Source organism: Kaistia algarum (genome assembly GCF_026343945.1).
Classification (GTDB): Bacteria; Pseudomonadota; Alphaproteobacteria; order Rhizobiales; family Kaistiaceae; genus Kaistia; species Kaistia algarum.
This window is the reverse complement of the sequence record NZ_JAPKNJ010000002.1, coordinates 459,578-481,013: the sequence shown is the minus strand read 5'-3', so window position 1 is coordinate 481,013 and position 21,436 is coordinate 459,578. Positions and strand designations below refer to the sequence as shown.

At 64.9% G+C, this 21,436-nt stretch carries 19 protein-coding genes; 11 read left to right on the top strand and 8 right to left on the bottom strand.

Annotated elements, in window-relative coordinates:
- The first annotated feature begins 115 nt into the window (after positions 1 to 115).
- The 7 genes from OSH05_RS15560 to OSH05_RS15530 all read left to right on the top strand — a co-directional run bounded on the left by OSH05_RS15560 (position 116) and on the right by OSH05_RS15530 (position 7,232).
- Complete coding sequence (locus OSH05_RS15560; protein WP_266352560.1) at positions 116 to 1,066, top strand: carbohydrate ABC transporter permease; 951 nt, start codon at positions 116 to 118, stop codon at positions 1,064 to 1,066.
- Positions 1,063 to 1,878: a carbohydrate ABC transporter permease gene (locus tag OSH05_RS15555; RefSeq protein ID WP_104218993.1), complete on the top strand. Its 816-nt coding sequence runs from the start codon at positions 1,063 to 1,065 to the stop codon at positions 1,876 to 1,878. Before OSH05_RS15560 ends, OSH05_RS15555 begins: the two co-directional genes overlap by 4 nt.
- 25 nt (positions 1,879 to 1,903) lie before the next feature.
- Entirely contained in the window at positions 1,904 to 3,217 is a 1,314-nt protein-coding gene (gene mtnK / locus OSH05_RS15550; RefSeq protein ID WP_104218992.1) for an S-methyl-5-thioribose kinase, read from the top strand.
- A 19-nt stretch (positions 3,218 to 3,236) separates the two neighbouring features.
- A complete protein-coding gene (gene mtnC / locus OSH05_RS15545; RefSeq protein WP_104218991.1) occupies positions 3,237 to 3,947 on the top strand; it encodes an acireductone synthase in 711 nt (236 codons plus the stop codon).
- Positions 3,929 to 5,551 carry a glycerol-3-phosphate dehydrogenase/oxidase gene (locus tag OSH05_RS15540; protein ID WP_104218990.1) on the top strand — a complete coding sequence of 541 codons (1,623 nt, stop codon included), beginning with the start codon at positions 3,929 to 3,931 and terminating at the stop codon, positions 5,549 to 5,551. The genes mtnC and OSH05_RS15540 overlap by 19 nt, the downstream gene beginning before the upstream one ends.
- Positions 5,552 to 6,030: 479 nt before the next feature.
- Positions 6,031 to 6,717: an outer membrane protein gene (locus OSH05_RS15535; RefSeq protein WP_104218989.1), complete on the top strand. Its 687-nt coding sequence runs from the start codon at positions 6,031 to 6,033 to the stop codon at positions 6,715 to 6,717.
- Between the two features lie 248 nt (positions 6,718 to 6,965).
- Positions 6,966 to 7,232, top strand: a complete 267-nt coding sequence (locus tag OSH05_RS15530; protein WP_104218988.1) for a helix-turn-helix domain-containing protein — start codon at positions 6,966 to 6,968, stop codon at positions 7,230 to 7,232.
- Between the two features lie 59 nt (positions 7,233 to 7,291).
- Here OSH05_RS15530 and OSH05_RS15525 read toward each other — a convergent pair whose 3' ends face one another.
- The 4 genes from OSH05_RS15525 to OSH05_RS15510 all read right to left on the bottom strand — a co-directional run bounded on the left by OSH05_RS15525 (position 7,292) and on the right by OSH05_RS15510 (position 11,901).
- Positions 7,292 to 8,587: an O-antigen ligase family protein gene (locus tag OSH05_RS15525; RefSeq protein ID WP_266352557.1), complete on the bottom strand. Its 1,296-nt coding sequence runs from the start codon at positions 8,585 to 8,587 to the stop codon at positions 7,292 to 7,294.
- Positions 8,584 to 10,077 carry an undecaprenyl-phosphate glucose phosphotransferase gene (locus tag OSH05_RS15520; protein ID WP_104218987.1) on the bottom strand — a complete coding sequence of 498 codons (1,494 nt, stop codon included), beginning with the start codon at positions 10,075 to 10,077 and terminating at the stop codon, positions 8,584 to 8,586. The genes OSH05_RS15525 and OSH05_RS15520 overlap by 4 nt, the downstream gene beginning before the upstream one ends.
- A gap of 70 nt (positions 10,078 to 10,147) precedes the next feature.
- On the bottom strand, positions 10,148 to 11,332 hold the full coding sequence (locus OSH05_RS15515; RefSeq protein ID WP_104218986.1) for a glycosyltransferase: 1,185 nt from the start codon (positions 11,330 to 11,332) through the stop codon (positions 10,148 to 10,150).
- A 2-nt stretch (positions 11,333 to 11,334) separates the two neighbouring features.
- On the bottom strand, positions 11,335 to 11,901 hold the full coding sequence (locus OSH05_RS15510; protein WP_104218985.1) for a polysaccharide biosynthesis/export family protein: 567 nt from the start codon (positions 11,899 to 11,901) through the stop codon (positions 11,335 to 11,337).
- Positions 11,902 to 12,089: 188 nt separating this feature from the next.
- On the opposite strand from OSH05_RS15510, the gene OSH05_RS15505 reads away from it, so the two are divergent.
- Positions 12,090 to 14,198 (top strand): GumC family protein, encoded by a 2,109-nt coding sequence (locus tag OSH05_RS15505; RefSeq protein ID WP_165801574.1) that lies wholly within the window; start codon positions 12,090 to 12,092, stop codon positions 14,196 to 14,198.
- Here the strand turns inward: OSH05_RS15505 and OSH05_RS15500 are convergent, their stop codons facing one another.
- Positions 14,199 to 15,443 (bottom strand): GNAT family N-acetyltransferase, encoded by a 1,245-nt coding sequence (locus OSH05_RS15500; protein WP_104218983.1) that lies wholly within the window; start codon positions 15,441 to 15,443, stop codon positions 14,199 to 14,201.
- 126 nt (positions 15,444 to 15,569) lie between these two features.
- On the opposite strand from OSH05_RS15500, the gene OSH05_RS15495 reads away from it, so the two are divergent.
- Entirely contained in the window at positions 15,570 to 16,652 is a 1,083-nt protein-coding gene (locus OSH05_RS15495) for a polysaccharide deacetylase family protein (protein ID WP_104218982.1), read from the top strand.
- Here OSH05_RS15495 and OSH05_RS15490 read toward each other — a convergent pair.
- The gene (locus OSH05_RS15490) at positions 16,609 to 16,821 is read right to left on the bottom strand and encodes a DUF2842 domain-containing protein (RefSeq protein ID WP_104218981.1); all 213 of its coding nucleotides are present in this window, start codon (positions 16,819 to 16,821) and stop codon (positions 16,609 to 16,611) included. The genes OSH05_RS15495 and OSH05_RS15490 overlap by 44 nt on opposite strands.
- Before the next feature lie 160 nt (positions 16,822 to 16,981).
- Between OSH05_RS15490 and OSH05_RS15485 the strand changes: the two genes are divergently transcribed.
- A complete protein-coding gene (locus OSH05_RS15485) occupies positions 16,982 to 18,070 on the top strand; it encodes a COX15/CtaA family protein (protein WP_104218980.1) in 1,089 nt (362 codons plus the stop codon).
- 70 nt (positions 18,071 to 18,140) lie between these two features.
- Here OSH05_RS15485 and OSH05_RS15480 read toward each other — a convergent pair whose 3' ends face one another.
- A complete protein-coding gene (locus tag OSH05_RS15480) occupies positions 18,141 to 18,752 on the bottom strand; it encodes a hypothetical protein (RefSeq protein ID WP_104218979.1) in 612 nt (203 codons plus the stop codon).
- A gap of 143 nt (positions 18,753 to 18,895) precedes the next feature.
- Here OSH05_RS15480 and waaC point away from each other — a divergent pair, with 143 nt between their 5' ends.
- Positions 18,896 to 19,927, top strand: a complete 1,032-nt coding sequence (gene waaC, locus OSH05_RS15475; protein WP_104218978.1) for a lipopolysaccharide heptosyltransferase I — start codon at positions 18,896 to 18,898, stop codon at positions 19,925 to 19,927.
- Positions 19,928 to 19,939: 12 nt separating this feature from the next.
- Here waaC and rfaE1 read toward each other — a convergent pair whose 3' ends face one another.
- Positions 19,940 to 21,382, bottom strand: a complete 1,443-nt coding sequence (gene rfaE1 / locus OSH05_RS15470) for a D-glycero-beta-D-manno-heptose-7-phosphate kinase (RefSeq protein WP_104218977.1) — start codon at positions 21,380 to 21,382, stop codon at positions 19,940 to 19,942.
- Between the last annotated feature and the right edge of the window lie 54 nt (positions 21,383 to 21,436).

The window sequence follows — 21,436 nt, the reverse complement described above, 5'->3', positions numbered from 1 at the left end:
AAGCCGGGCCGGCCTTGACGCGATCCCGGCTGCGTTCGAAACAACCGCATCCGATCGGGGGCAGGTCATGGGGCGGCAGGATAGGGCGCGGCAGCACAAGCGGGGAGGGCATCCATTGAGCAGCATTCCGATGGAAGGCGCCTCAGCACGCCCCGCGACGCTCCACATCGCTGGGCGGGCCGCCTCGGCCGAGCTGCGCCGTTGGTCGAAATTCATCTGGGTGGCGCCGCTGGGCTTCGCGCTCGTCATCACGACGCTCTATCCGACGATCTTCCTGATCGCGCTTGCGACGACCAAGAGCACGCTCGGCAAGCCGTTTCGCGCTTTCGTCGGAATGAGGCAAATTACCGGCGCGCTGCTCGACCCGGCGTTTCAGAGCGCCGTGTTCAAGGGCGTCGCCTTTGCCTTCGCCTCGGCGATCGCCGAACTGGTGATCGGTTTCGCGCTGGCGAGCCTCTTCGTCGCGCTCGCCCGTGCCGGCCGCTATTTGCTGATCGTCGTACTGTTGCCGCTGATGACGCCGCCGGTCATGGTCGGCGTCGCCTGGAAGCTGATCCTGGCACCATCCGGAGGCCTGCTGAACGGCGTCCTGATGAATTGGGGCATCACCGACGCGCCGATCTCGTTCCTGGCAACGCCGGTGCCGGCATGGCTTTCGATCGGCGTTGCGGATCTTTGGCAATGGGTGCCCTTCGTCACGATCCTCTGTTTCGCCGCGCTGGTGAGCCTACCGGACGGCGTCCGTGAAGCGTCGATGATCGACGGCGCGGGTCCGTGGCAGCGGCTGCGCCATGTCACGTTGCCGCTCGTCGCCGCGCCGCTCGCCTCGATCTTCCTGCTGAAGCTCATCATCGGCTTCAAGCTGTTCGACCTCGTCTATGTGCTGACCTTCGGCGGTCCGGGCTTTGCCACCACCAACGCCACCTTCGGCATCTGGCGGCTGGCGCTGGAACAGTTCGATGTCGGCAAGGCGGCGGCGCAGACGCTGATCTATGCGGTCGTCATCAGCATCGTCACGATCCCGATCGTCCGGCTGCACCGCTTTGCGTCGGAGCATTATTCATGACCCGACCCTCCACCCGCATTCTGCAGGCCGCGGCGGCGCTCGTCGCCGTCACCTTCTTCCTGCTGCCGATCGCCTATCTCCTGTCGGTCTCGTTCAAGCGCAAGGACGACGTGCTCAGCGGCTCTTTCCTGCCGAATGATCCGACGCTCGCCAACTGGCCGGGCGCCTTCGAAGCCACGTCGCTCGCCACCTTCATCTTCAATTCGGTGGTGGTTTCAATTCTGGCCGGCCTCGTCACCATCGCGATCACGCTGCCGGCCGCCTATGCCATGATCCGGCTCGGCATTGGCCGCAAACTCCTGCCGCAGGCGACGCTGGCGAGCTATATCGCGCCGCCGATCGTCGGTCTGATCCCGTTCTTCTTCCTTCTGAAGATGGTCGGGCTCATCAACACCCATGCCGGTCTCATCCTGATCTACGGCTTTCTCAATATTCCGGTCGCCTTCTGGCTGCTGACGCCCTTCCTGCGCCGAGTGCCAGTCGAGATCGAGGAGGCAGCGGCGCTGGACGGGGCCGGCAAGCTTCGCACGCTCGTCTCGGTCGTGGCGCCGATGATTGCGCCGGGAATCGCCGCCACCACGATCATCGTCGTCATCCTCTCCTTCAACGAGTTCCTGCTCGCTTCCGGACTGACGCTTTCCGACGCGATGCGCACGCTCACCGTCGGCATCTCCCTGTTCCAGGGCGACCGGCTGGTCAATTTCGGCCAGATGGCGGCTGCGTCGCTCGCCGGGATCCTGCCGATCTACCTCATCGCGCTTTTGATGCAGAAGCACCTCGTCGAGGGACTTGCGCATGGCGGCGTAAAATGATGACAAGGCGCGATCGGGAGGCTCCATGTCCGCAATTCTGAACATTCCCGCCGCGACGAGCGGCTACCGCGTCCTGTCGCAGGCCGACATCATCGCCGAGATTGCCCAATTGCCGGAAGCGGCGGCGATCCTCGGCGGCAAGCCGTCCGAGTGGACCATCCGCGACGTCGCGGATGGCTATATCAACGCCGTCTTCATCGTCGACGGGCCCGAGGGTGGCGTCTGTGCCAAGCAGGGTCTGCCCTATGTGCGCTATCATGGTGAGAGCTGGCCGCTCGACGAGAAGCGCTCCTTCTTCGAGGCGAGCTATATGCGTCGGCTGGAGCCGATCGTCGGTCAGCTGGCGCCGAAGCTGCTGCATTTCGATCCGGTGCTGCAATTCATCGTCATGGAGAAGCTTTCCCCCCATGTCGTGCTGCGCGGCGCGCTAATCGAGGGCCAGACCTTCCCGAAGGTCGCCGCCGACATCGGCCGCTATGTCGCCGCCGCCTCGTTCCACACTTCCGATCTCGGCGTACCGTTCGAGCGGAAGTTCGAGGATATCGCGACTTTCTCCGGCAATGTCTCGCTGCTCCGGATCAGCGTCGATCTGATCTTCACGGATCCTTATGTCGAGGTTTGGCGCAATCGTTTCGTGCCGGAACTGGCCGGTTGGGCGAAAGCCTTCCGCGAGGACACGGAGCTGAAGAGCGCCGTCGCCATCCGCCGCAACGCCTTCCTGTCGAACCGGCAGGCATTGCTGCATGGCGATCTCCATTCGGGCTCGGTGATGGTCACCGAGGATGAGACGCGCGTCATCGACGGCGAGTTCTCGACATTCGGTCCGATCGGCTTCGATCTCGGCGCCTTCATCGCCAATCTGGTCATCAACTGGTACGCGCAGGGCGCCTATGTTCGTGACAAGGCCGAGCGCGAGGCGCATCAGCGCTACCTGCTCGACCAGATCGTGACGCTCTGGGAGACGTTCCGCGCGGAATTCCTGCGGCTTTGGGACACGCATCCCGACACGGGTGGCGATGGCTATCCGGCCTCGCATTTCGCGGACGCTGCGGGCAGGGCGCGGCTCGCCACGATCCGGCACGACTATGTGCAGGCGATCTTCGAGGATCTCGTCGCCTTCGCCGCGATCAAGATGATCCGCCGTGTCCTGTCCTATGCGCAGGTCGCCGATTTCCTCGTCATCGAGGATACGGTCCGCCGTGCCGAGGTTCAGGCGGCGACGCTTGCCTTTGCGCGGACGGTGCTGAAGGACCCGGCGCGTTTTGCCGATCTGGGCGCCTTCCTGGACGCCATCCCGCATTTCGAGCGCACGACGCTCGATCCGGCGCTCGCGCGCTGAAGCCTGCCGAAAGAGCCGCATGTCTGCCAATCTGGTCTTCGAACCCGACGTCGTCCTGCTCGACATCGAGGGGACGATCGCGTCGCAGCCTTATGTGACGGCCGTTCTCTACAGCTATCTGCGCGATAATCTGAAGGACTATGTCGCCGCCCATCACGACGATCCGGTGGTGCAGCAGATCCTGGCGGACACGGTCACGCTGGCCGGCGAACCGTGTGACCCGATCGAAACGCTGCTCGGCTGGTTGGCCGAGGACAGGAAGGCGCCGCCGCTCAAGAAAATCCAGGGCATGGTCTGGGTCGCCGGTTTCGAGGCCGGGCGCCTGCAGGGCCACATCTACGACGATGCCCTCGCCATGTTGAAGCTCTGGCACGAAGCTGGCGTTCCGCTCTTCGTTTTCTCGTCCGGCTCGGTCCTGTCTCAGACACTGTTCTTTGCGAACATCCCCTCGGGCGATTTGCGCCCGCTCTTCTCCGGCCATTACGACACCGATATCGGCGCGAAGGTCGAAACGGAGTCCTACCGCAAGATCGCTGGATCGATCGGCGTCGATCCGACCCGGCTTCTCTTCTTCTCCGACAATCCACGCGAACTGGCTGCCGCTACGGCCGCCGGACTTCCTGTCGTCCATGTTGTGCGCGAGGAGGAGGGGACGAAGCCTGATCCGCGCTTCCAGGCCATCACCTCGTTCGAGGAAGTGGAATTGCGCCGTTGGCCGACGGCGTCGTAGCGCCTCCCGCGCCGATCCTCGACCGCGAACGGATGCGGGCCGAGGTGCTCGCCGATTCGGACTTTGACGCCGTCGTCATCGGCGGCGGCATCACCGGCGCCGGCACGTTTCGCGATCTATGCCTCCAAGGACTTCGCGTCCTCCTCGTCGAACGGGACGATTTTGCCAGTGGGGCCAGCGGCGCGCTGACCCGCATTGCCCATGGCGGCTTTCGCTACCTGGAACGCGGTGAAATCGGCCTCGTGCGTGATTCCGTCGTCGAGCGCGATCGGCTCGTCAACAACGCCCCGCATGCCGTGCAGCCGATCACCGTTGTCCTGCCACTCTCCTCCTGGCTGGGCGGCCTTGTCGCGGCGCCGCTTCGCTTTCTCAAGTTGGCGCCGAAGGGCGGCATGCCCGGTATCGTGCCGATGGCGCTGGGGCGCTGGCTCTATGACGCCCTGGCTGGCGTCTCGCATGCGCTGCCGCGCGGCCGGATCTGGACTGGCGCCGCCCTTGCTCGGCGCTTTCCCTATCTCGCCGGGCGCTTTGCCGGTGCATTGTCGCTGGGCGAAGCCCGCATCTTGATGCCCGAACGCGTCGCGATCGAGCTGATCGAGGACGGAGTTGCGGCCGGAGAGCGCTCCGCCGCTTTCAACTATTGCGCACTGGTCGGCGTGGAAGGGGACAGGCTGCGACTGCGGGACCGACTGACGGACCAGGAATTGGAGGTCACGGCGCGAGTGGTCGTCAATGCGGCGGGTGCGCATGCCGACAAGGTCGCCGCGCTCTTCGGTATATCCGAGCGGATAACGGGCGGCGTCGCCGGCACCCATCTCATTCTTGAGGCGCCGGACTTGGCGGCGACTCTCGGCGAGGATCTGCTCTTCTTCGAGGACAGCACGCCCGACCCAGCCCATCGGCGCCTCTTGGTCTGCTACCGCCTCTCGGGCGACCGCGTGCTTCTCGGCACCACCGAATCGGCCTGCGATGATCCGGACGAGGCCGTAGCGACGGCGGATGACGAAACCTACCTGCTCCGGGCCCTCACGACTGCCCTTCCGTCGGTGGATATCGAATCGGTCCGGATCGTCGGCCACATGGTCGGTGTGCGCCCGCTCGTGCGCTCCGCGAGCCACTCGCTGGCGAGCCGCAGTCGCGACCACGCCGTCTTCGTCCACCGCCAGCCGCTTCCCGTGATTTCGATCGTCGGCGGCAAATGGACGACGTTCCGTCGGATGGCGGAGGATGCGAGCGACGCGGTCTTGCGCGAACTGGGCCAAGACCGGACGCTGTCGACGCGCGATCTGCCAATCGGCGGCGGCAAGGGCTTTCCACGCGAAGACGCGGAGCGCCGCGCCTTGCTGGCAGAAATCGTCGCCGGGGGGGTCGAATCGGCAATGGCCGAGCGCCTGCTTGCCACCTACGGGACACGCGCCCGAATCGTTTCTTCATGGATCAGGGCGGTGGGTGGGAAAAAGGTCCTTGACGGATCGAACCTGACGATCGGTGAAGTCGCCTTCTTCCGCGCCGCCGAGATGGCCATCTCACAGGAGGACATCCTGCGACGCCGCAGCGATGCCTGGCAGGCCGTTGGCAGCCTGGACTCTCAAATTCGAGATTAATTCGAACAATCCGGCCGATCGTCCCACTCAAGAGGCGGCACTGTGGCCGATCAATGCGCACAATTTGTACCGCTTCTGGTCATTTGACTGGGCGATATCGGGTTACCGTCTCCGTGAAGCGTCAACCACAGTTTGAAGTCCAGAGTTTCGAAGCACTATTGTAGCAATATACAAGTGACAGCGCCCACAAACCTTAAAGGCGTGCCGATCCGCACTGTGGTCTTATGGTTAACCAAACATTAAATCGCAATGCCGTTGCTTGAGCTTAGCCCCGTTTCGATACGCCGGCATACTTTGGTCACAATCGGAACAACTTTCAGCCGGAAGTTCGACTGCTGCACTTTCGCAACAGTGGGAGGGCAAGTGCCTCTGCCCCTCGGATCGAACTTGCCGCACGCGGCGTTTGAGGTATGTTCACGTCAAGCCGATCGCTCGGGGGTGCAACGGCTAGTTATTTCGGGTTTTGATGGAGATCCCCAATGAAGACTTTGTTTTACGCGGGTGTGGCGGTTCTGGCTCTGACGGCGGGTGCGTCGGCTGCTGACCTCACCTATGAGCCGGCTCCGGCCGCTGTCATCGCTCCGGTCGTGTTCGACTGGACCGGCTTCTACGCTGGTGTGCACGCCGGCGGTGGCTGGGGCGACTACAACACGAATGTCGGCACCTACACCGACGTTCTCGGTTCGGCTTCCGGCGCTCTCGGCGGTGCTCAGATCGGGTATAACTACCAGATCAACCAGTTCGTGATCGGCGCTCAGACGGATCTGGCCTACACCGGCATCCAGACGACGCGTGACGGCTACACCGGCCTCGCCTACATCAATGCCAAGGCCCAGACCAACTGGCTTGGTTCGACCACGGTTCGCGCCGGCTTCGCGGCTGACACCTGGCTCTTCTATGCCAAGGGCGGTCTTGCGTATGGCCAGGTCGAAGCCAGCGCTGGCGTGACCTCGGGTCCGCTCTACGCTTCCTGGTCGAGCACGAAGTGGGCGACCGGCTGGACGGCTGGTGCGGGCGTCGAAAAGGCGTTCACCAAGAACGTCACCGGCTTCCTGGAATATGACTACTACGATCTCGGCAACATCGGCGGCTGGACCTCGGTTGGCGCGACCAGCGTCGACCTGACCACCAACGTCGTCAAGGCCGGTATCAACTACAAGTTCTAATCTTCAAGATTGGATCTTCCATCGAATGGCCCGGCGTAAGCCGGGCCATTTTTGTTTGTGCAGGTGTGATCGGCCTAGGTCATTGGACCGGAAAGCAGAATCCGGTTTTCGGGTCAATCCAACGCGAAAACACCGAGATGGATCGCCTCTTCGCGTCCGGCAGGACGCAAGGCGCTCTAGTCATGATCGCCGGAACTTCCAGCGCACTCCGACATTGGATTTGGTGATCCAGTGGAGGAGGACGAGAGATGCTCGATCGATTTGAAACAAATACCGGTATGGCTGGCGTCGTCGATATGCCGGTTCTGGGCGATGAAGCCGGACTGGGATGCGCCGGTGGCCGCATCGTGGCCTTGCGGGAAGCGCGTGGCCTCAGCGTGATCGACCTGGCGACGGCGGCCGGCATGATTCCCGATCATCTGCGCGCCATTGAAGCGGGCCTTTGCCCGACGATTTCCGAGCGCCAGGCGCTGGCGGCCGTCCTCGCAGTCGAAGCGGAAGATATCGGCCTCTAGCACGACATCGGGATGGGAGAGACGAGACGGGTATGGAGCCCCGGCGTTCGACCGATGTCCTATCGGGCGGGCTGGGATCGCGGCAGGGTGACCGGCGCCGTGATGATCAAGGACGGTTGAGACGGTGGCCGGACTGTTCCGGCCGGCCGCCGCGATCGTTCGGCGGCATAGGCGCCCCAGAGCAGGCCATAGATCAGGAAGAGATGCCGCCAGTGATCATTGTCGATCACGTTGTGGATCATCAAATGGCCGATATAGACGGCGTAAACGCACTGGATGAACGGCGTCCACGCGCGCTTCAGGAAGATCAGCGGCGTGGCGATGACCAGGGTCCAGAGAGCCAGCGTGATATAGGCGAAGCCGCCGAGCCAACCATAGACCGTGAACCCCTTCAGCCACATATTGTGCTCGTCCTCGCCCATGGCCAGGCCGAACTGGAACGGGCCAAGCCCGAGCGGATGTTCCTGAATCAGGAAGAACCCGATGATGTGCCGCTCGAATCGGCCGAGCCGTGACGCGTCATAGTCCTGCACCAGCTTGAAGCGCTGGACGAAGATGTCCTGCACAGCGGGGATCGAGATCGCTATCAGCAGGAGCAGCATGACCAGCAAAGCGCCGGCCGCCAGCGCCGCCAGCATGCGCAGTCTCCGGGACGTCGCGCGCTCATTGATGAAGATGATGAGCGCCGTCACCACAAGTGCCAAGACGGCCATGCCCCAGGCAGCGCGCGAGAACGACAGGAAGATGCCTGCGATAAGGACGAGGGCGCCGGGAATCGCCCATCCTGAGCGCAGGATCGGTCGGGTCAGGATCGAGCGAGCGAGGACGACCAGCGGCAGGACGAGGAAGGGCCCGAAGACGTTGGGATCCTTGAACGGCCCCTTGGCCCGATCATACAGCGTGAACAGCGACGAGCCCGGTATCGCGCCGAAATAGGCGAGAATGCCGATCAGGGCGCAAAGGATCGCCGCGGCGATATAGCTTTTCTCGATGACGGCCAGCCGGCGCTCCGTGTCTTCCTGGAGGACCGCGCAATAGAAGACGGCAGAAATTGCCAGAAACGCCGTCGTTGCCATGTAGGTTGTAGGTTTCTGAAACGACGATAGCTGCGTGAACGACAAGAGCCCGCCGACGACATAGACGACGAGCAAGACGATCATCGGCAGCATGGGTCGGGTAAAGCGCAGCCCGAAGAACGACCAAACCAGCACGACCAGGCAAAGCAGCAGATCGGACGGTGCCGGTTCGAACATGACGAAGCCGGACAGGAAGACCAGCACGGCGATGGCGGCACGGCCGAGCATCAAGGCCGGCAAGCCGGTGTGTGTTCGTTCAAAGGGTGCGGTGGCGCTCAATAGGCGCTCTCCTGGCGGATCAGCCGGAGCGGCGTCACAAGCAGGATGTAGAAATCGAACAGCAACGACCAGCGCTCGATATAGTGCAGGTCATATTCGACGCGGCGCTGGATCTTCTCCGGCACGTCGATCTCGCCGCGCCAGCCATTGATCTGCGCCCAGCCGGTAATGCCCGGCTTGACGCGATGACGGGCGAAATAGCCGTCGACGACTTCCTCCCATAGCCGATCGGCCGTATGCGCGTTCACGGCATGTGGGCGCGGGCCGACCAGGGAGAGTTCGCCGCGCAGCACGTTGACGAGCTGTGGCAACTCGTCGATCGAGGTGCGGCGGATGAACCGCCCGACGCGAGTCACGCGACTGTCATCTCGCGTAACCGCCACCTTGGCCGCCGGGTCGCTCAGATGATGATACATCGAGCGAAATTTCAGCACCTCGATGACCTCGTTGTTGAAGCCGAGGCGGCGCTGGCGGAACAGGATCGGGCCGGGGCTGTCAAGGCGGACGGCAATGGCCGTCGCCAGCAGGATAGGGGAAAGAAGCACCAGCGCGATCGTGCCGACGACGAGGTCGAAGATGCGCTTCGCCAGTGCGTCGCGGCCCGAGATCGGCCGATCGAGCAAGTCCAGAAACGGCACGTCGCCGACATAGGAATAGGCGCGCGGCGTGAACCGCAACCGGCTGCCGAGCGCCGACAGGCGGATATCGACGGGCAGTACGGACAGCTGACCCAATATCTGCGTCAGCCGCTGCTCCGCGCTGACCGGGAAGGCGACCACGAGCAGGTCGATTCGCGCCGCCCGGGCAAAGGCGACCAATTCGCCGATTGTACCAAGCTTCGGATGGCCGGCGACCTCGGCGGGCGAACGCTCGTCGTCGCGATCGTCGAAGATGCCGCAAATGCGGATTCCGGACGCCTTGTCCGAATCGAGTGCCGCGATCAGCCGGGCGGCATCCTCGCCGCCGCCAACGATGACAGCGCGCCGCTCGATCCGTCCAAGCCGTGTCCACCGCGATACGAGACGCGCCAGAGTCGCGCGGCCCGCGATCAGATAGATGAACCCGCCAAGGGAATAGAGCACCAGCCAGAGGCGTGAACCCGGCGAGGCCACCCCGACGAAGAACCCGACGGCGGCGGCGAGAAGCATGGTCACGGCAAGCGCGAGAAGGCTCTTCGCCAGAGCCGATACCGGATCGCGGAACGCCGTCAATGTGTAGCCGCTCTGCGAGCGGATCAGGAAGGTCGCGACCAGTGGCACCAGGAAGGAGCCAAGGTCGGCGAGGCGATGGAAGAGGGCGGTTTCCCCGGTTGCACGCGAGAGGGCGAGCCCGATGACGAGGAGAGTCACCAAATCCGCCGCGATGACGCCCCCGCCGAGCATGGCGGGTGAAATCGGCCGGTCCGACAGGCGCGCTGCAACCTCGCGCGCCCTGGCTGGCAGCGCGTTGGCATCGCGGGCATCGAGCCGCTGTGGCGTCTGAACGGTCATGGTCTCGGCTTACGCGGGAAACTCAGGAGCGAGCATAACCGCCCGCGGCTAACAAACCTTTGCCGGCCGTTCAGCGTCGCTTCGCGGGAGTGTTTGTCGCCGCCAGCCTGTAGGCTGCAGCGACGCTCGCCGCCATCGCATCGATGGAGAAGCGCGGCTTCATGTCGTCGCGAAGTTCGAGCGCCTCAGCTTCCGTGGCGGCCGGATCGGCGAGCGCGCGCTCCATGGCCCCGGCAAGCGCCGCAGCGTCGCCAGAAGGAACGAGGCGGCTGCGCTGCGTTCCAAGAATCTCGGGAATACCGCCGACGGCGGTAGCGACCAACGGCCTTCCCGCGGCAGCCGCTTCCAACACGATATAAGGCATCGATTCGGCGCGGGATGGCACGACCACGAACCTCGCCATGGCAAAGGCTTCGCGCGCCGGAGTCGCCGGCAAGAATCGGACCGCCTCCGCAAGCCCCAGACGATCAGCGAGCGCGCGATAGCGCGCCGTATCCGGGCCGTCGCCAACCAGCAGCGCCGTTGGCGCCACGTCCTGGCCGTCGCGAAGTCGGGCCAGAGCGTTCAGGAAGACGTCCGGCCCCTTCAGGTCGCGCATCATGCCGATATAGAGAAAATCGGCCGCGTCGGGCCGCGTCTCGATCCGTTCGAACTCTTCCGGGCCGATGCCGTTTGAAGCGATGCGGAACGGCTTTCTCGGGGCGCCGACCTTGGCGCGATAGGCATCGGCCTCATATTGCGACACGAAGACGAAGGCGTCGGTGATCCGCTCCATCCAACGCTCGACGGCGAAGAACAGCCGGCCAGAACGCGAGCGTGGATCGTAGTGCAGGCTGCCGCCATGTGGACAGTAGAGGCGGGCGACGCGATGGCCCGAAAGGCGCAGCATGGTGCCGACGATGCGGCCATAGACGCCGCCCTTGGCGCCATGGGTGTGGATCACGTCCGGGCGCAAGGCCTTCATCTGGCGGAACAGGCGATAGAGCGCGGTCGCGTCCGAAGGCGAGATCTGCCGCTGCATGGGGACGCGGTGCAGCCCCAGGTCCAACAGCGGTTCGATCTCGCGAAACAGCATCTCCTCATGTGCGCCGCCGGTCGAAGCATCGCAGAGGATGCCGACCGAGGCGCCAGCATCCACCTGTGCGCGGACAAGATCGCGAACATGGCGGAAGATGCCGCCCACGGGTGAGCGGAAGCAATGGACGATGCGGAGCCGGCGGGCCGCGTCGCTCGCGGGAGGACCGGCGGCTTCCATTGTCAGAAGAGCCGCTCGCGAATGTTGATCGTGTCGCCCGGGAAGATCGGCTGGGTCGGGAGGAGGCGCACCGTCATGACCTTGCCATTCACCTGCCGTGTGACGTCGACATCGCCGCGCTGGGCGCGCGGCGTGAACCCGCCAGCGATCGCCACGGCAGTCTGGACCGTCATGCCGCTGACGAAGGGATATTGGCCGGAATTCACGACCTCGCCCATGATGAAGAAGGGTCGATAGCGGTCGACCTCGACCGAGACGTCCGGATCGCGCAGGAAGCGGCCGGACTTGAGCTTGCCGGCAATGTCGCCCTCGAGTTCCTGTGTCGTCCGGCCCCTGGCTGCGACGGCGCCGACGAGCGGCACCGAGATGTAGCCAGCCTGGTCGATCAGATAAGTGTTCGAAAGATCGCTCTGCCCGAATACGACGACGCGCAGCCTATCGCCGCTATCCAGCCGATATGGCCCAATCAGCGTCTTGTATGTCGTCGAATCCTGCGGCGGATAGGCCGTCTGGCAGCCGGCGAGAAGCACCGTCCCGATCAGCATGGCGATGAGGCAGAGAAGGCGCATCGGTCAGCGATTCCGAGTGGCGGGAAGAATGTCGTGACTGTCGGTCGTCGTGGTTAACACACGGTAAAGCCCAGCCGGATGTCAGCTCGGATCCTTCATCTATTTGAAAGCATCACCGGCGGAAATTAACTCGGCGGTTACCCTGAATTCCCATGATCGGGCAAGCTTCAGCGGGAATCGCCGACACAATGAATGACCGGTTCGCCAGGACAGACGATGTCGAGCTCGACTCGCGGGCGCTCTATCGCGCGCTGGGCCGGTCGCTGCCGTTCCTGATCCCCTTCGTCATCGTCGCCATGCTGGTGGTGTTCTTCGGCCTCGGCCTGCTGACGCCGCGCTACAGCGCGCAGACCATGGTGCTGATCCAGCAGGGCGAGTCGTCGATCACGCAGGGGGCGGGCGGAACGGACGAAGTTCGCTCGCTGCTGGACGCGGAGGGCGTCGCCAGCCAGGTGCAGCTCATCGCGTCGCGCGATCTGGCCGAGAGCGTGGTCAAGTCGCTCGATCTTGCGTCGCTGCCTGAATTCGACCAGCCGACCTTTGCCGACAATATCCAGGCGTTGCTGGCGCGGTATGGCCTTGGGAAGGTGACGAGCGATGCCTCCAGGCAGGAGCGCGTGTTGCAGCGCTTCGCCAATGCCTTGCAGGTCTATCCGGTCGACAAGACGCGCGTCATCACCATTGCCTTCTCGTCCTCGGATCCGGCGCTGTCGGCGCGGGTGGCGAATGCGGTTGCCGATGAATATCTGACGCTCGACCGGGATGCGAAGCGGGCAACGAACGCCGACGCGACGCACTGGCTGGAGACTCAGATCGCGGATCTGCGAACCCGCCTGTCGGGGTCGGAGGCCAAGGTCGAATCGTTCCGCGCCGAAAACGGTCTGTTCATGGGCGGACAGAACGGCACGACCTCCCTGCCGCAGCAGCGGCTCGATGATCTGAATGCCGAGTTCGCCCGGCTGGAAGGCGCGCGCGCCGCCTCGGAGGCCAAGGCAACGACGATCCGCAAGGGCCTTCAGAATGGCGGCAGCCTCGATGTGCCGGAGGTGCTCGATTCGCAGCTCATCCAGCGTCTGCGCGAACAGCAGGTCGCGCTGAGAGCGCAGATCGCCCAGCTCTCGGCAACGCTGCTTTCCAACCATCCGCGCATCCGCGAATTGAACGCCCAGCTGGGTGATCTCGACGGCCAGATCCGCTCCGAGGCCGGGCGCATCCTGAAGAGTTTGGAGAACGAGGTCGAAACGGCGAAGGCGCGCGAGGCCGAAATCGGGGCCGATATCCAGCGCACGAAATCGCAGACCGCACAGTCGAACGATGCCGAGGTCAAGCTCCGGGCGCTGCAGCGCGAGGCGTCCTCGCAGCGGGACCTGCTCGAGACCTATCTGCGGCGCTATCGCGAGGCGACGTCTCGGCAGGATGGCGACTATCTGCCGGCCGATGCGCGCGTCATCTCGCGTGCTTCCGTGCCGATCGAGCCATCCTTCCCGCGCCGCGTGCCGATCACGGCAGCCTTCGGCGTGGCCCTGCTGCTGCTCTCCGTCGCCTTTGTCCTGCTGCGCGAACTGATGAGCGGACGGGCGTTGCGCCCAATTCGGATAGCGCCGATGCCGCCGGCCGAGCCAGGGCAACGTTGGCCCGAGGGCGGGGACGTGCGCCGCCTGATGCCGGCGGAGCCCAGCCCGCCGCCGTCGATCGCACCGGAACAGCCGGACCGGCTGCGTCCGCTCGTCGACCGGCTGCGCGATCTGGAGGCGCGGCGGGTCGTGCTATTGCCGATCGAAGCCGGGGAGGGCGGTCGTCCGCTGGCCGCCGTGGCGCTGGCGCGGCAATTGTCGCGGCGCGGCAACCGCGTCCTGCTGCTCGACCTTCATGCCGATGGCGCCGATGGAGCGGCCATGGCGCCGCAGGGCGAGAAATTGCCGGGCTTCGCGGATCTGTTCGCCGGCTCTGCGACTTTCGCGCAGACGATCTTCCGCGACCGCTATTCGCGGGCCCATCTGATCCCACGCGGGCGAACTGAGCTTCCCGAGGGATTTGCTGCGACAGAGCGGTTCGAGACCATCCTGGATGCGCTCGACCATACGTATGAGCATGTGCTGATCGACGCCGATAAGGCGCTCGGTCCTCTGCTGGCGCCTGACGCTGCGGCGATCGTGCTGCTCGCCGAGGAGGCGACGACCGAGGAAGTACGGGACGCGGCCATCGCGACATTCCGCGCGCTCGGTCCGGCCGAAATCCTGGTTCTGGTGGCGGAGGCCGAGCCGGCCTCTATCCCGGAAGACGCTGCCGTCGCCTGATCAGTCTGCGGCTTCCGGCTCCGGTGCCGCCGGCGCGTGACCGCCCAGAATGCGACGAATCCGTTTGGCGAGCTGCCAGAGACGGGGATTATCCCTCAGCTTGCGTTCGGCGGCATGGCGCAGCCGGAGGGCAGCGAGCCCGGCATGTCCGGCGGCCGTGACCGGCAGGATCAGGCGGACCTGCTTCTCCTCGCTCGTCAACCAGGAAGTCTTGTAGCGCTCGTCGCCCCTGCCGAGATCCAGCGATGAGAGACCCTCGGCACAGCAGGCCTCGACCAGATCGTGCAGCAGCAATTCGCCAGGCGTGATCCGCCGCCATTCGTCATCGGCGACGGAAAGGAAATAACCGCTCATCCGGCCGGAGGCAGCGCCGCCGCCCAGTATGGCGCGGACCGCACCGCCGAACTCGACGGCATAGAGATCGAGCAGCGCGTCATCGCCCTGCCACCGCCGTTCGATCAGAGCGTGAAAGAATTCGGGCACGCCGGGTCCGGCGAAGCTGTCGCCAATCCCCATTTTGGCAAACCATTCGGATTTTTCGGCGCGAAAGCGCTCGAACAGGGCGATGGCCGAGAGCGCATCGGGTGCACGATAGAAGCGGTACCCACCGATGGGAGCCAGCGCATTCAACTGGGCGCGGTGCTTCTTCGCTTTGCGCGAGCGGCGCTTCGGCTCCAGCGTCGCGGCGAGATCCGTGCCGAGGGCGATCGAGCCGACCTGCAGCCGCGCCGGACGGGCGGCTGGATGGTTCGCGAGCGGAACAGGGCGCCCCAGCCATTCCAGCGGCAGGGCATCGAGATCGATGAGGTCGACGCGCTCCGGCAGCACTTGCATCGCCGCGACGATGCGCTGTCCCAGAGCATCCGAATCGACGAGCGCGTCCATGCAGTCGTGATCGACGATCGGCATACGGATATTGGCGTGCTCGCCGCCGGGGAAGCGGGCGATCCGCAGCAGTCCGGCGCGCTCGATGCCGAGCGGCAGGATCGCCGCGATCTGTCCGGCCAGACGTAGCACCATGATGGAGGGGATGATGTGCTGTGCCGGTGCGATGGTCGCCGCCCAGGCGTTGGTCCAGCCGAACTGCTGATAGATCGAGACTTTCGCTTTGGCTGCCAGCCCGCGCCATTCGGTCTCGATCGACGATGGCGAGGGCAGGATTTCGATCGTCAGCCCAGATCGCGCCTGTCCGGACGAGCGCGCGCCGCTGGCTTCGGCCTGCTCGGTCCAGAGTGATCCGTCCATGGCGCCCCGAGCTCCCGTTTTGCTTCGGCGAGCCTATCAACCTAGTGTAAACGCCGTGTTCGTATTCCCTTATCGACGCCACCAGAACGGGCAGGACGCGCGCGTGCCGACCGACGAGCTTTCGACATGCGCTTCCAGGCCCTGAGAAGATCGGTCATCCGGACCGGGCTCGACGGACTCTGTGCCGTACGGGCCGGCGAAGTCTTTGGCGCGCAGACGCGGGGCATGGGCGCCATTCTCATGTTTCATCATGTGCGTGAGCCGTCGTCCGCCGCCTTCCGGCCCAACTCGCATCTGGAAATCACGCCCGCCTATCTCACCGCCGTCGTCCGGCGCGTGCGCGAGCTCGGCATGGACATCGTCGATCTCGACGAGGCGGCGCGGCGGCTCGCCGCGCCTGCTTCATCCCGTCGCTTCGTCGTGCTGACGTTCGATGATGGCTATCGCAACAATCTGACCGAGGCCTTCCCGGTCCTGAAGGCCGAAGGCGCGCCGTTTACCCTCTACGTCGCGACGGGGCTCGTCGACGGCACAGCGGCGCCCTGGTGGGATGTCGTCGGCGAAATCGTAGCGCGCAGCTCTCGCATTCGAGTCACGATTGGCGGACACCCGCTGGAGCGGCCCACGGAGAGCTGTTCCCAAAAGGAACGTGCGGTCGATGCCCTGATCGCCGCGCTGATCGCTGTCCCCGAGGACGAGCAGCGGCAGGCCGTGGAGAAGGCGGCTCGTGACCATGGAGTTGATATCGGCGCGATGCTGCGCGAAGCGATGATGGATTGGGACGAAATCGCGCGCCTTGCCGCCGATCCTCTGGTCACCATCGGCGGCCACACGGTTGGCCACTACGCGCTTTCCCGCTTACCGGAACCGCGCGCTCAGCAGGAGATCGAGGCCAGCAGCGCGCGCATCGAGGCGATGACCGGAATTCGTCCACGCCATTTCGCCTATCCTTACGGATCGGCCGATACGGCCGGGAAACGCGAATTCTCCCTGGCGCGCGAAGCGGGTTTCGCGACCGCCGTGACCACCAGGCGGGGCGTCCTCTATCCTGGCCACGCCGATCGGCTTACCGAATTGCCGCGCATTTCCGTGAATGGCGACTACCAGCGGCTCCGTTATCTGGATCTGCTGCTCTCTGGGGTGCCCTATGCCATCGAGCGGCGGATCAACCGGCTTCGCGGTCGCGCGGCGGCTTCTGCATCCATTTGATGATCAACCCGGCCGGCAGCACCCAGACCAGGCCGGCCAGCGCATAGAAGAACCAGATCCAGGCTCCGGGAATATTCTGGATCGGAATGGTTATGACCACCAGCGAATAGACGACGACCAGCGTGACGAGGGCGATCATCCCGATGAATTTGCGCAGCCGTTCCGGCATCGTCCCATCCTTTACGCAGCAATCGGGGAGGGCATAGCGCGTCAGGGGCGATGGGGCAAATGCGAGGCGAGGAGCCGTCGTTGACCTTCGCCTGCGACGACCTGCCGATTGTCGATTTCCCGCGTCGGCGCTAAGTGCAGTCCCGGGGCTAAGCGAGGTGATGAGCATGTCCGAAGCAGTCTTGCCGGCCGGCACCGTGGCGGTGAAGCGCGATCGTCGGCGCGACCGCGCCCTGATCCGGGCCTGGCTGCTCGCCGTGATCGTGATGATCGTCGCCATGATCGTCGTCGGCGGCGCCACGCGTCTCACCAATTCCGGCCTGTCGATCACGGAATGGAAGCCGATCCACGGCGTCGTTCCGCCGATGAACGACGTGGAATGGCAGGAAGAATTCCTGAAATACCAACAGATCCCGCAATATCAGCAGCTCAACAAGGACATGAATATCGCCGGCTTCAAGACCATCTTCTGGTGGGAATGGGGCCATCGCCTGCTTGGGCGGCTGATCGGCGTTGTTTTCTTCGTGCCGTTCCTCCTCCTCTGGCTGACCGGCCGGATCGAGCGGCGGCTCTGGCTGCCGCTGTTCGGGCTGTTCCTTTTGGGAGGGCTTCAGGGCGGCGTCGGCTGGTGGATGGTGTCGAGCGGCCTCGTCAACCGCGTCGATGTCAGCCAGTACCGCCTTGCTACCCATCTCCTGCTCGCCTGCTTCATCCTGGCCGCCACGGTCTGGATCCGGCGCGGCCTCGCGCCCGCCAGCGGCGACCCTATGGAAAAGGTGACGCCGCTGCGCGGCATGGCGACCTTCCTGCTGGGTATTGTGCTGCTGCAGATATTCCTCGGCGGACTGGTCGCCGGCCTCGATGCCGGGTTTACCTATAATACTTGGCCGTTGATGGACGGCACGCTGATCCCCTCACGGCTCTACGAATACGAGCCGGCATGGCGGAGCGTGTTCGAGGATGTGATGACGGTCCAGTTCGACCATCGCATCGTCGCCTATCTGCTTTTCATCGGTGCTGTGGTCCACGCCTTCCAGGCGATCCGCCTCGCGCGGGGCACTAAGGCGGCGCGTCGGGCGATGCACCTGATGGGCCTCGTGTTCCTGCAGGCGGCGCTCGGTATCGGCACGCTGCTCATGGTGGTGCCGATCGACCTCGCGCTGACGCATCAATTCGGCGCCGCGATCGTGCTGATCGCCGCCGTCTCGCACCGGCGGGCCCTGTCGCCGCCGATCCCGATCGAAAGCTGAGGACAAGGAAAAACCCGGCAGCTTGAAGCGGCCGGGTCTTCAGGCACCGCTCGCTATGCCTCGCCCAATCCTACTGGAACGTAGCGACGCGGACGTCGCTGAACTCCCAGATATTCGACTGGGACAACTCGGATTCCGCGTAGATACCGACGGCGCTGCCGCCCTTTGGCGGCTGGCCGCGGAAATCGGTGATCTTGGTACCGTTCAGGAACAGCGTGCCGGTATTGCCGTGCAACGCCACCTCGATCGTGTTCTCGTCGCCCGGCGTCGTCTTCACGGCGGCGTTCGCTGCCAGCGGAAAGACGGGATTCCAGCGTCCTGAGAGATATCGCCAGATGCCGACCCGGCCATCTCCCTTGATGGCGGTCATGTAGTATTTGTCCGCGCTCTCATACCAGAAGATCATGCCGCCGGTTCCGGCCGCAGCCTCTTTCAGTTCCGGCACCTTGAAGGTCGCGCAGGCAAAAACGTTGTCGAAAACGAAGGCGGGATTGACCCAGGAGGCGACGCCATTGGGCGCTGCCTTCAGATAGGCCTTGCCGTCCTTGGCATAGGCCACATCGCTATTGGCGCCCCAGGACGGATCGGGGGGCGAAAACTTCTCTTCGAACTCGATATTCGTACCCTGGCAGGCAGCTGCCGCTAGCCCGGAACTCGTAAGCAGTACAGAGGCAGCAATCATCAAAGATTTCCACATCGTCGGCGCTCACTTTTCCTTAAGGAACCGGAGAAGCGTAGAATTACCACTCGGTAAGGTGGCGAGCAATGTGGGCACAGTTCGTCTTGCCGTTGCCATGAGCCGGGCATTGCGGCCATATCGGCGCCATGCGCGTTCTCCTCGTAAAGCTCTCCTCGCTCGGCGATGTCGTCCATTCTTACCCGGCCGTGACGGATGCGGCGGCGGCCGTGCCCGGCATCGAGATCGACTGGCTGGTCGACGAAGCCTTCGCACCGCTCGCGCGGCTGCATCCATCGGTTCGCCGCGTCATCGCGCTGCCGATCCGGCGCATGAAGAAGCAGCCTCGCGCGACATTTTCCGACTTGCGGCAGCGCCTCGCCGAGCTGCGCGCCGAACGCTATGACGTGCTCATTGATGCGCAGGGACTGCTGAAGAGTGCATTTGCCGGGCGCCTGGCCCGCGCTACGACACGGCACGGCTTCGGCCGGGGCAGCGCGCGCGAGGGGATGGCGACGCTGTTCTATGATCGCCGGCATGACATCCCCGAAACCGAGCACATGGCGGTGCGCATCCGCCGCCTGTTCGCCGCTTCGCTCGGTTATGCGATACCGGCGAGCCCGCCCGATGCCGGCCTCCGGTATGATGGCGGCTTGCCTGGAGACGGGCGGCCCTATGTCGTGCTGATCCATGGCACGAGCTGGAAAACCAAGACCTGGACGCGCGAGGGCTGGCGCGATCTCGCCGCCCGGCTCGATGCGCAGGGCCTCGATGCCGTGCTGTTCGCCCATGGCGCCGTGGAGAATGAGCGCGTTGCGGCGATCGCGGCGGGGCTCGGCAATGTCCACATCCTGCCACCGGCTTCGATCGAGAGCCTCGTGCCGGTCCTGGCCGGGGCGGCTGGCGTCGTCACCGTCGACACCGGGCTCGGCCATCTCGCAGCAGCATTGGCGCTTCCGACCATTGGCCTCTATGGGCCGACCAACCCGGGCCTGACCGGGCTGGTCGGGCCGAATATCGCCGAGATCGTCTCGAACCGGACCTGCGCGCCCTGCGAGAAGGCGAACTGCGCGATTCGGCCCGATTTCGGCGAGGGCCCGCCCTGCCTCGCCGACCAGACCGCCGAGGCGGTTGTCGCGCGCCTGCTCCGACAGATCGCAATATCAACGCCGGAGCTTTGAGCGGAAGGGAGTTCAGGGGGAATTGGCTCGCTGGATCAGCGCCGTCGTCGAGCGCCCCGCTACGAGGTCGGCCAGCACCAGCCTGCCGCCCTGCGCGATGACGAAATCGGCGCCGACGACGTCTTCCGGCTTGTAGTCGGCGCCCTTCACCAGCACGTCGGGAACGAGCGCCTCGATCAGCTGCAGAGGGGTGTCCTCGTCGAAGAGGACCACCAGATCGACGGGCCGGAGGGCGCCCATGACACGGGCCCGCGCCTGTTCATCCTGCACGGGTCGGCTCTCGCCTTTCAGGCGCCGCACCGAGGCATCGGTATTGAGGCCCATGACGAGCCGGTCGCCCTCGCGCGCGGCGGCCTCGATCAGAGCGATATGGCCGGGATGCAGCAGGTCAAAGCAGCCATTGGTGAAGACGACGCGCTCGCCGCGCTCCCGCCAGGCGCGGACGATGGTCACCGCCTCTTCTCGCGTCGCCAGCGCTCCGGCTGCGAAGGATCCAAGTTCGGTATGGCCGAGCGCTGCGACGAGTTCCTCGCGCGTCACGACCGCCGTGCCGATCTTGCTGACGGAAATGGCAGCCGCCGTGTTGGCAACCACCATGCCGCGCTCGACCGGCAGTCCGGACGCCAGCGCCACGGCCAGCGCGGCGAGCGCCGTGTCGCCGGCACCGGAGACGTCGAACACTTCGCGCGCCTGGGCCGGGACATGGGCGACAGCGCCGCCCTGGCGCCAGAGCGTCATGCCCTTTTCGGCCCGCGTGACCAGCACGTCGCCGCCGAACTGGCGCGCCGCGGCACTGGCAGCGAGAGCGGCCTGTTCGTCCGTGTCGTCGGCGAGGCCGGTCGCCTCGAAGAGTTCGCGCCGGTTAGGCGTGACGAGGGTGGCGCCGCGATAGGTTTCGAAGGTGCGCCGCTTCGGGTCGACGATAACCGGGACGCCGCGCGCCTTCGCTGCCTGGATCAGCGCGGCGATGACCGAATCCGTCAGCACACCCTTGGCATAGTCGGAGAACACAACGATATCGGCGGTTTCGACCGCCGTTTTGCCCGCCGCGATCACCGCCGCCTCGATATCGGGCAGGGGATAGAGCGCGCTCTCGGCGTCGATGCGCACGATCTGCTGGCGGCCACTCATGACGCGGGTCTTGGTGACGGTCGGGCGGCCGGTATCGACGACGAGGCCGGCAAGATCGATCGAGGGATAGGTGGCGAGGACGGCGCGCAATTCGCCCGCCTCGGCATCGTCGCCGACCAGACCGACGAGGCTCACCGAAGCGCCCAGAGCGGCGGCATTGGCCGCGACATTCGCCGCGCCGCCGGCCACGACGCGGACATTGCCGTGCAGCAGCACCGGCACCGGCGCCTCCGGCGAGATGCGGTTGACCGATCCGGTGATGTAGCGGTCAATCATGACGTCGCCGATCACGGCGATCCGTCCGGGTTCAATCTTGTCGAGCATGGCTTGGCGTGTCTCCGTCGCCGCGGAGGGTGCATGCGGGCGGGGCGGCGTCAA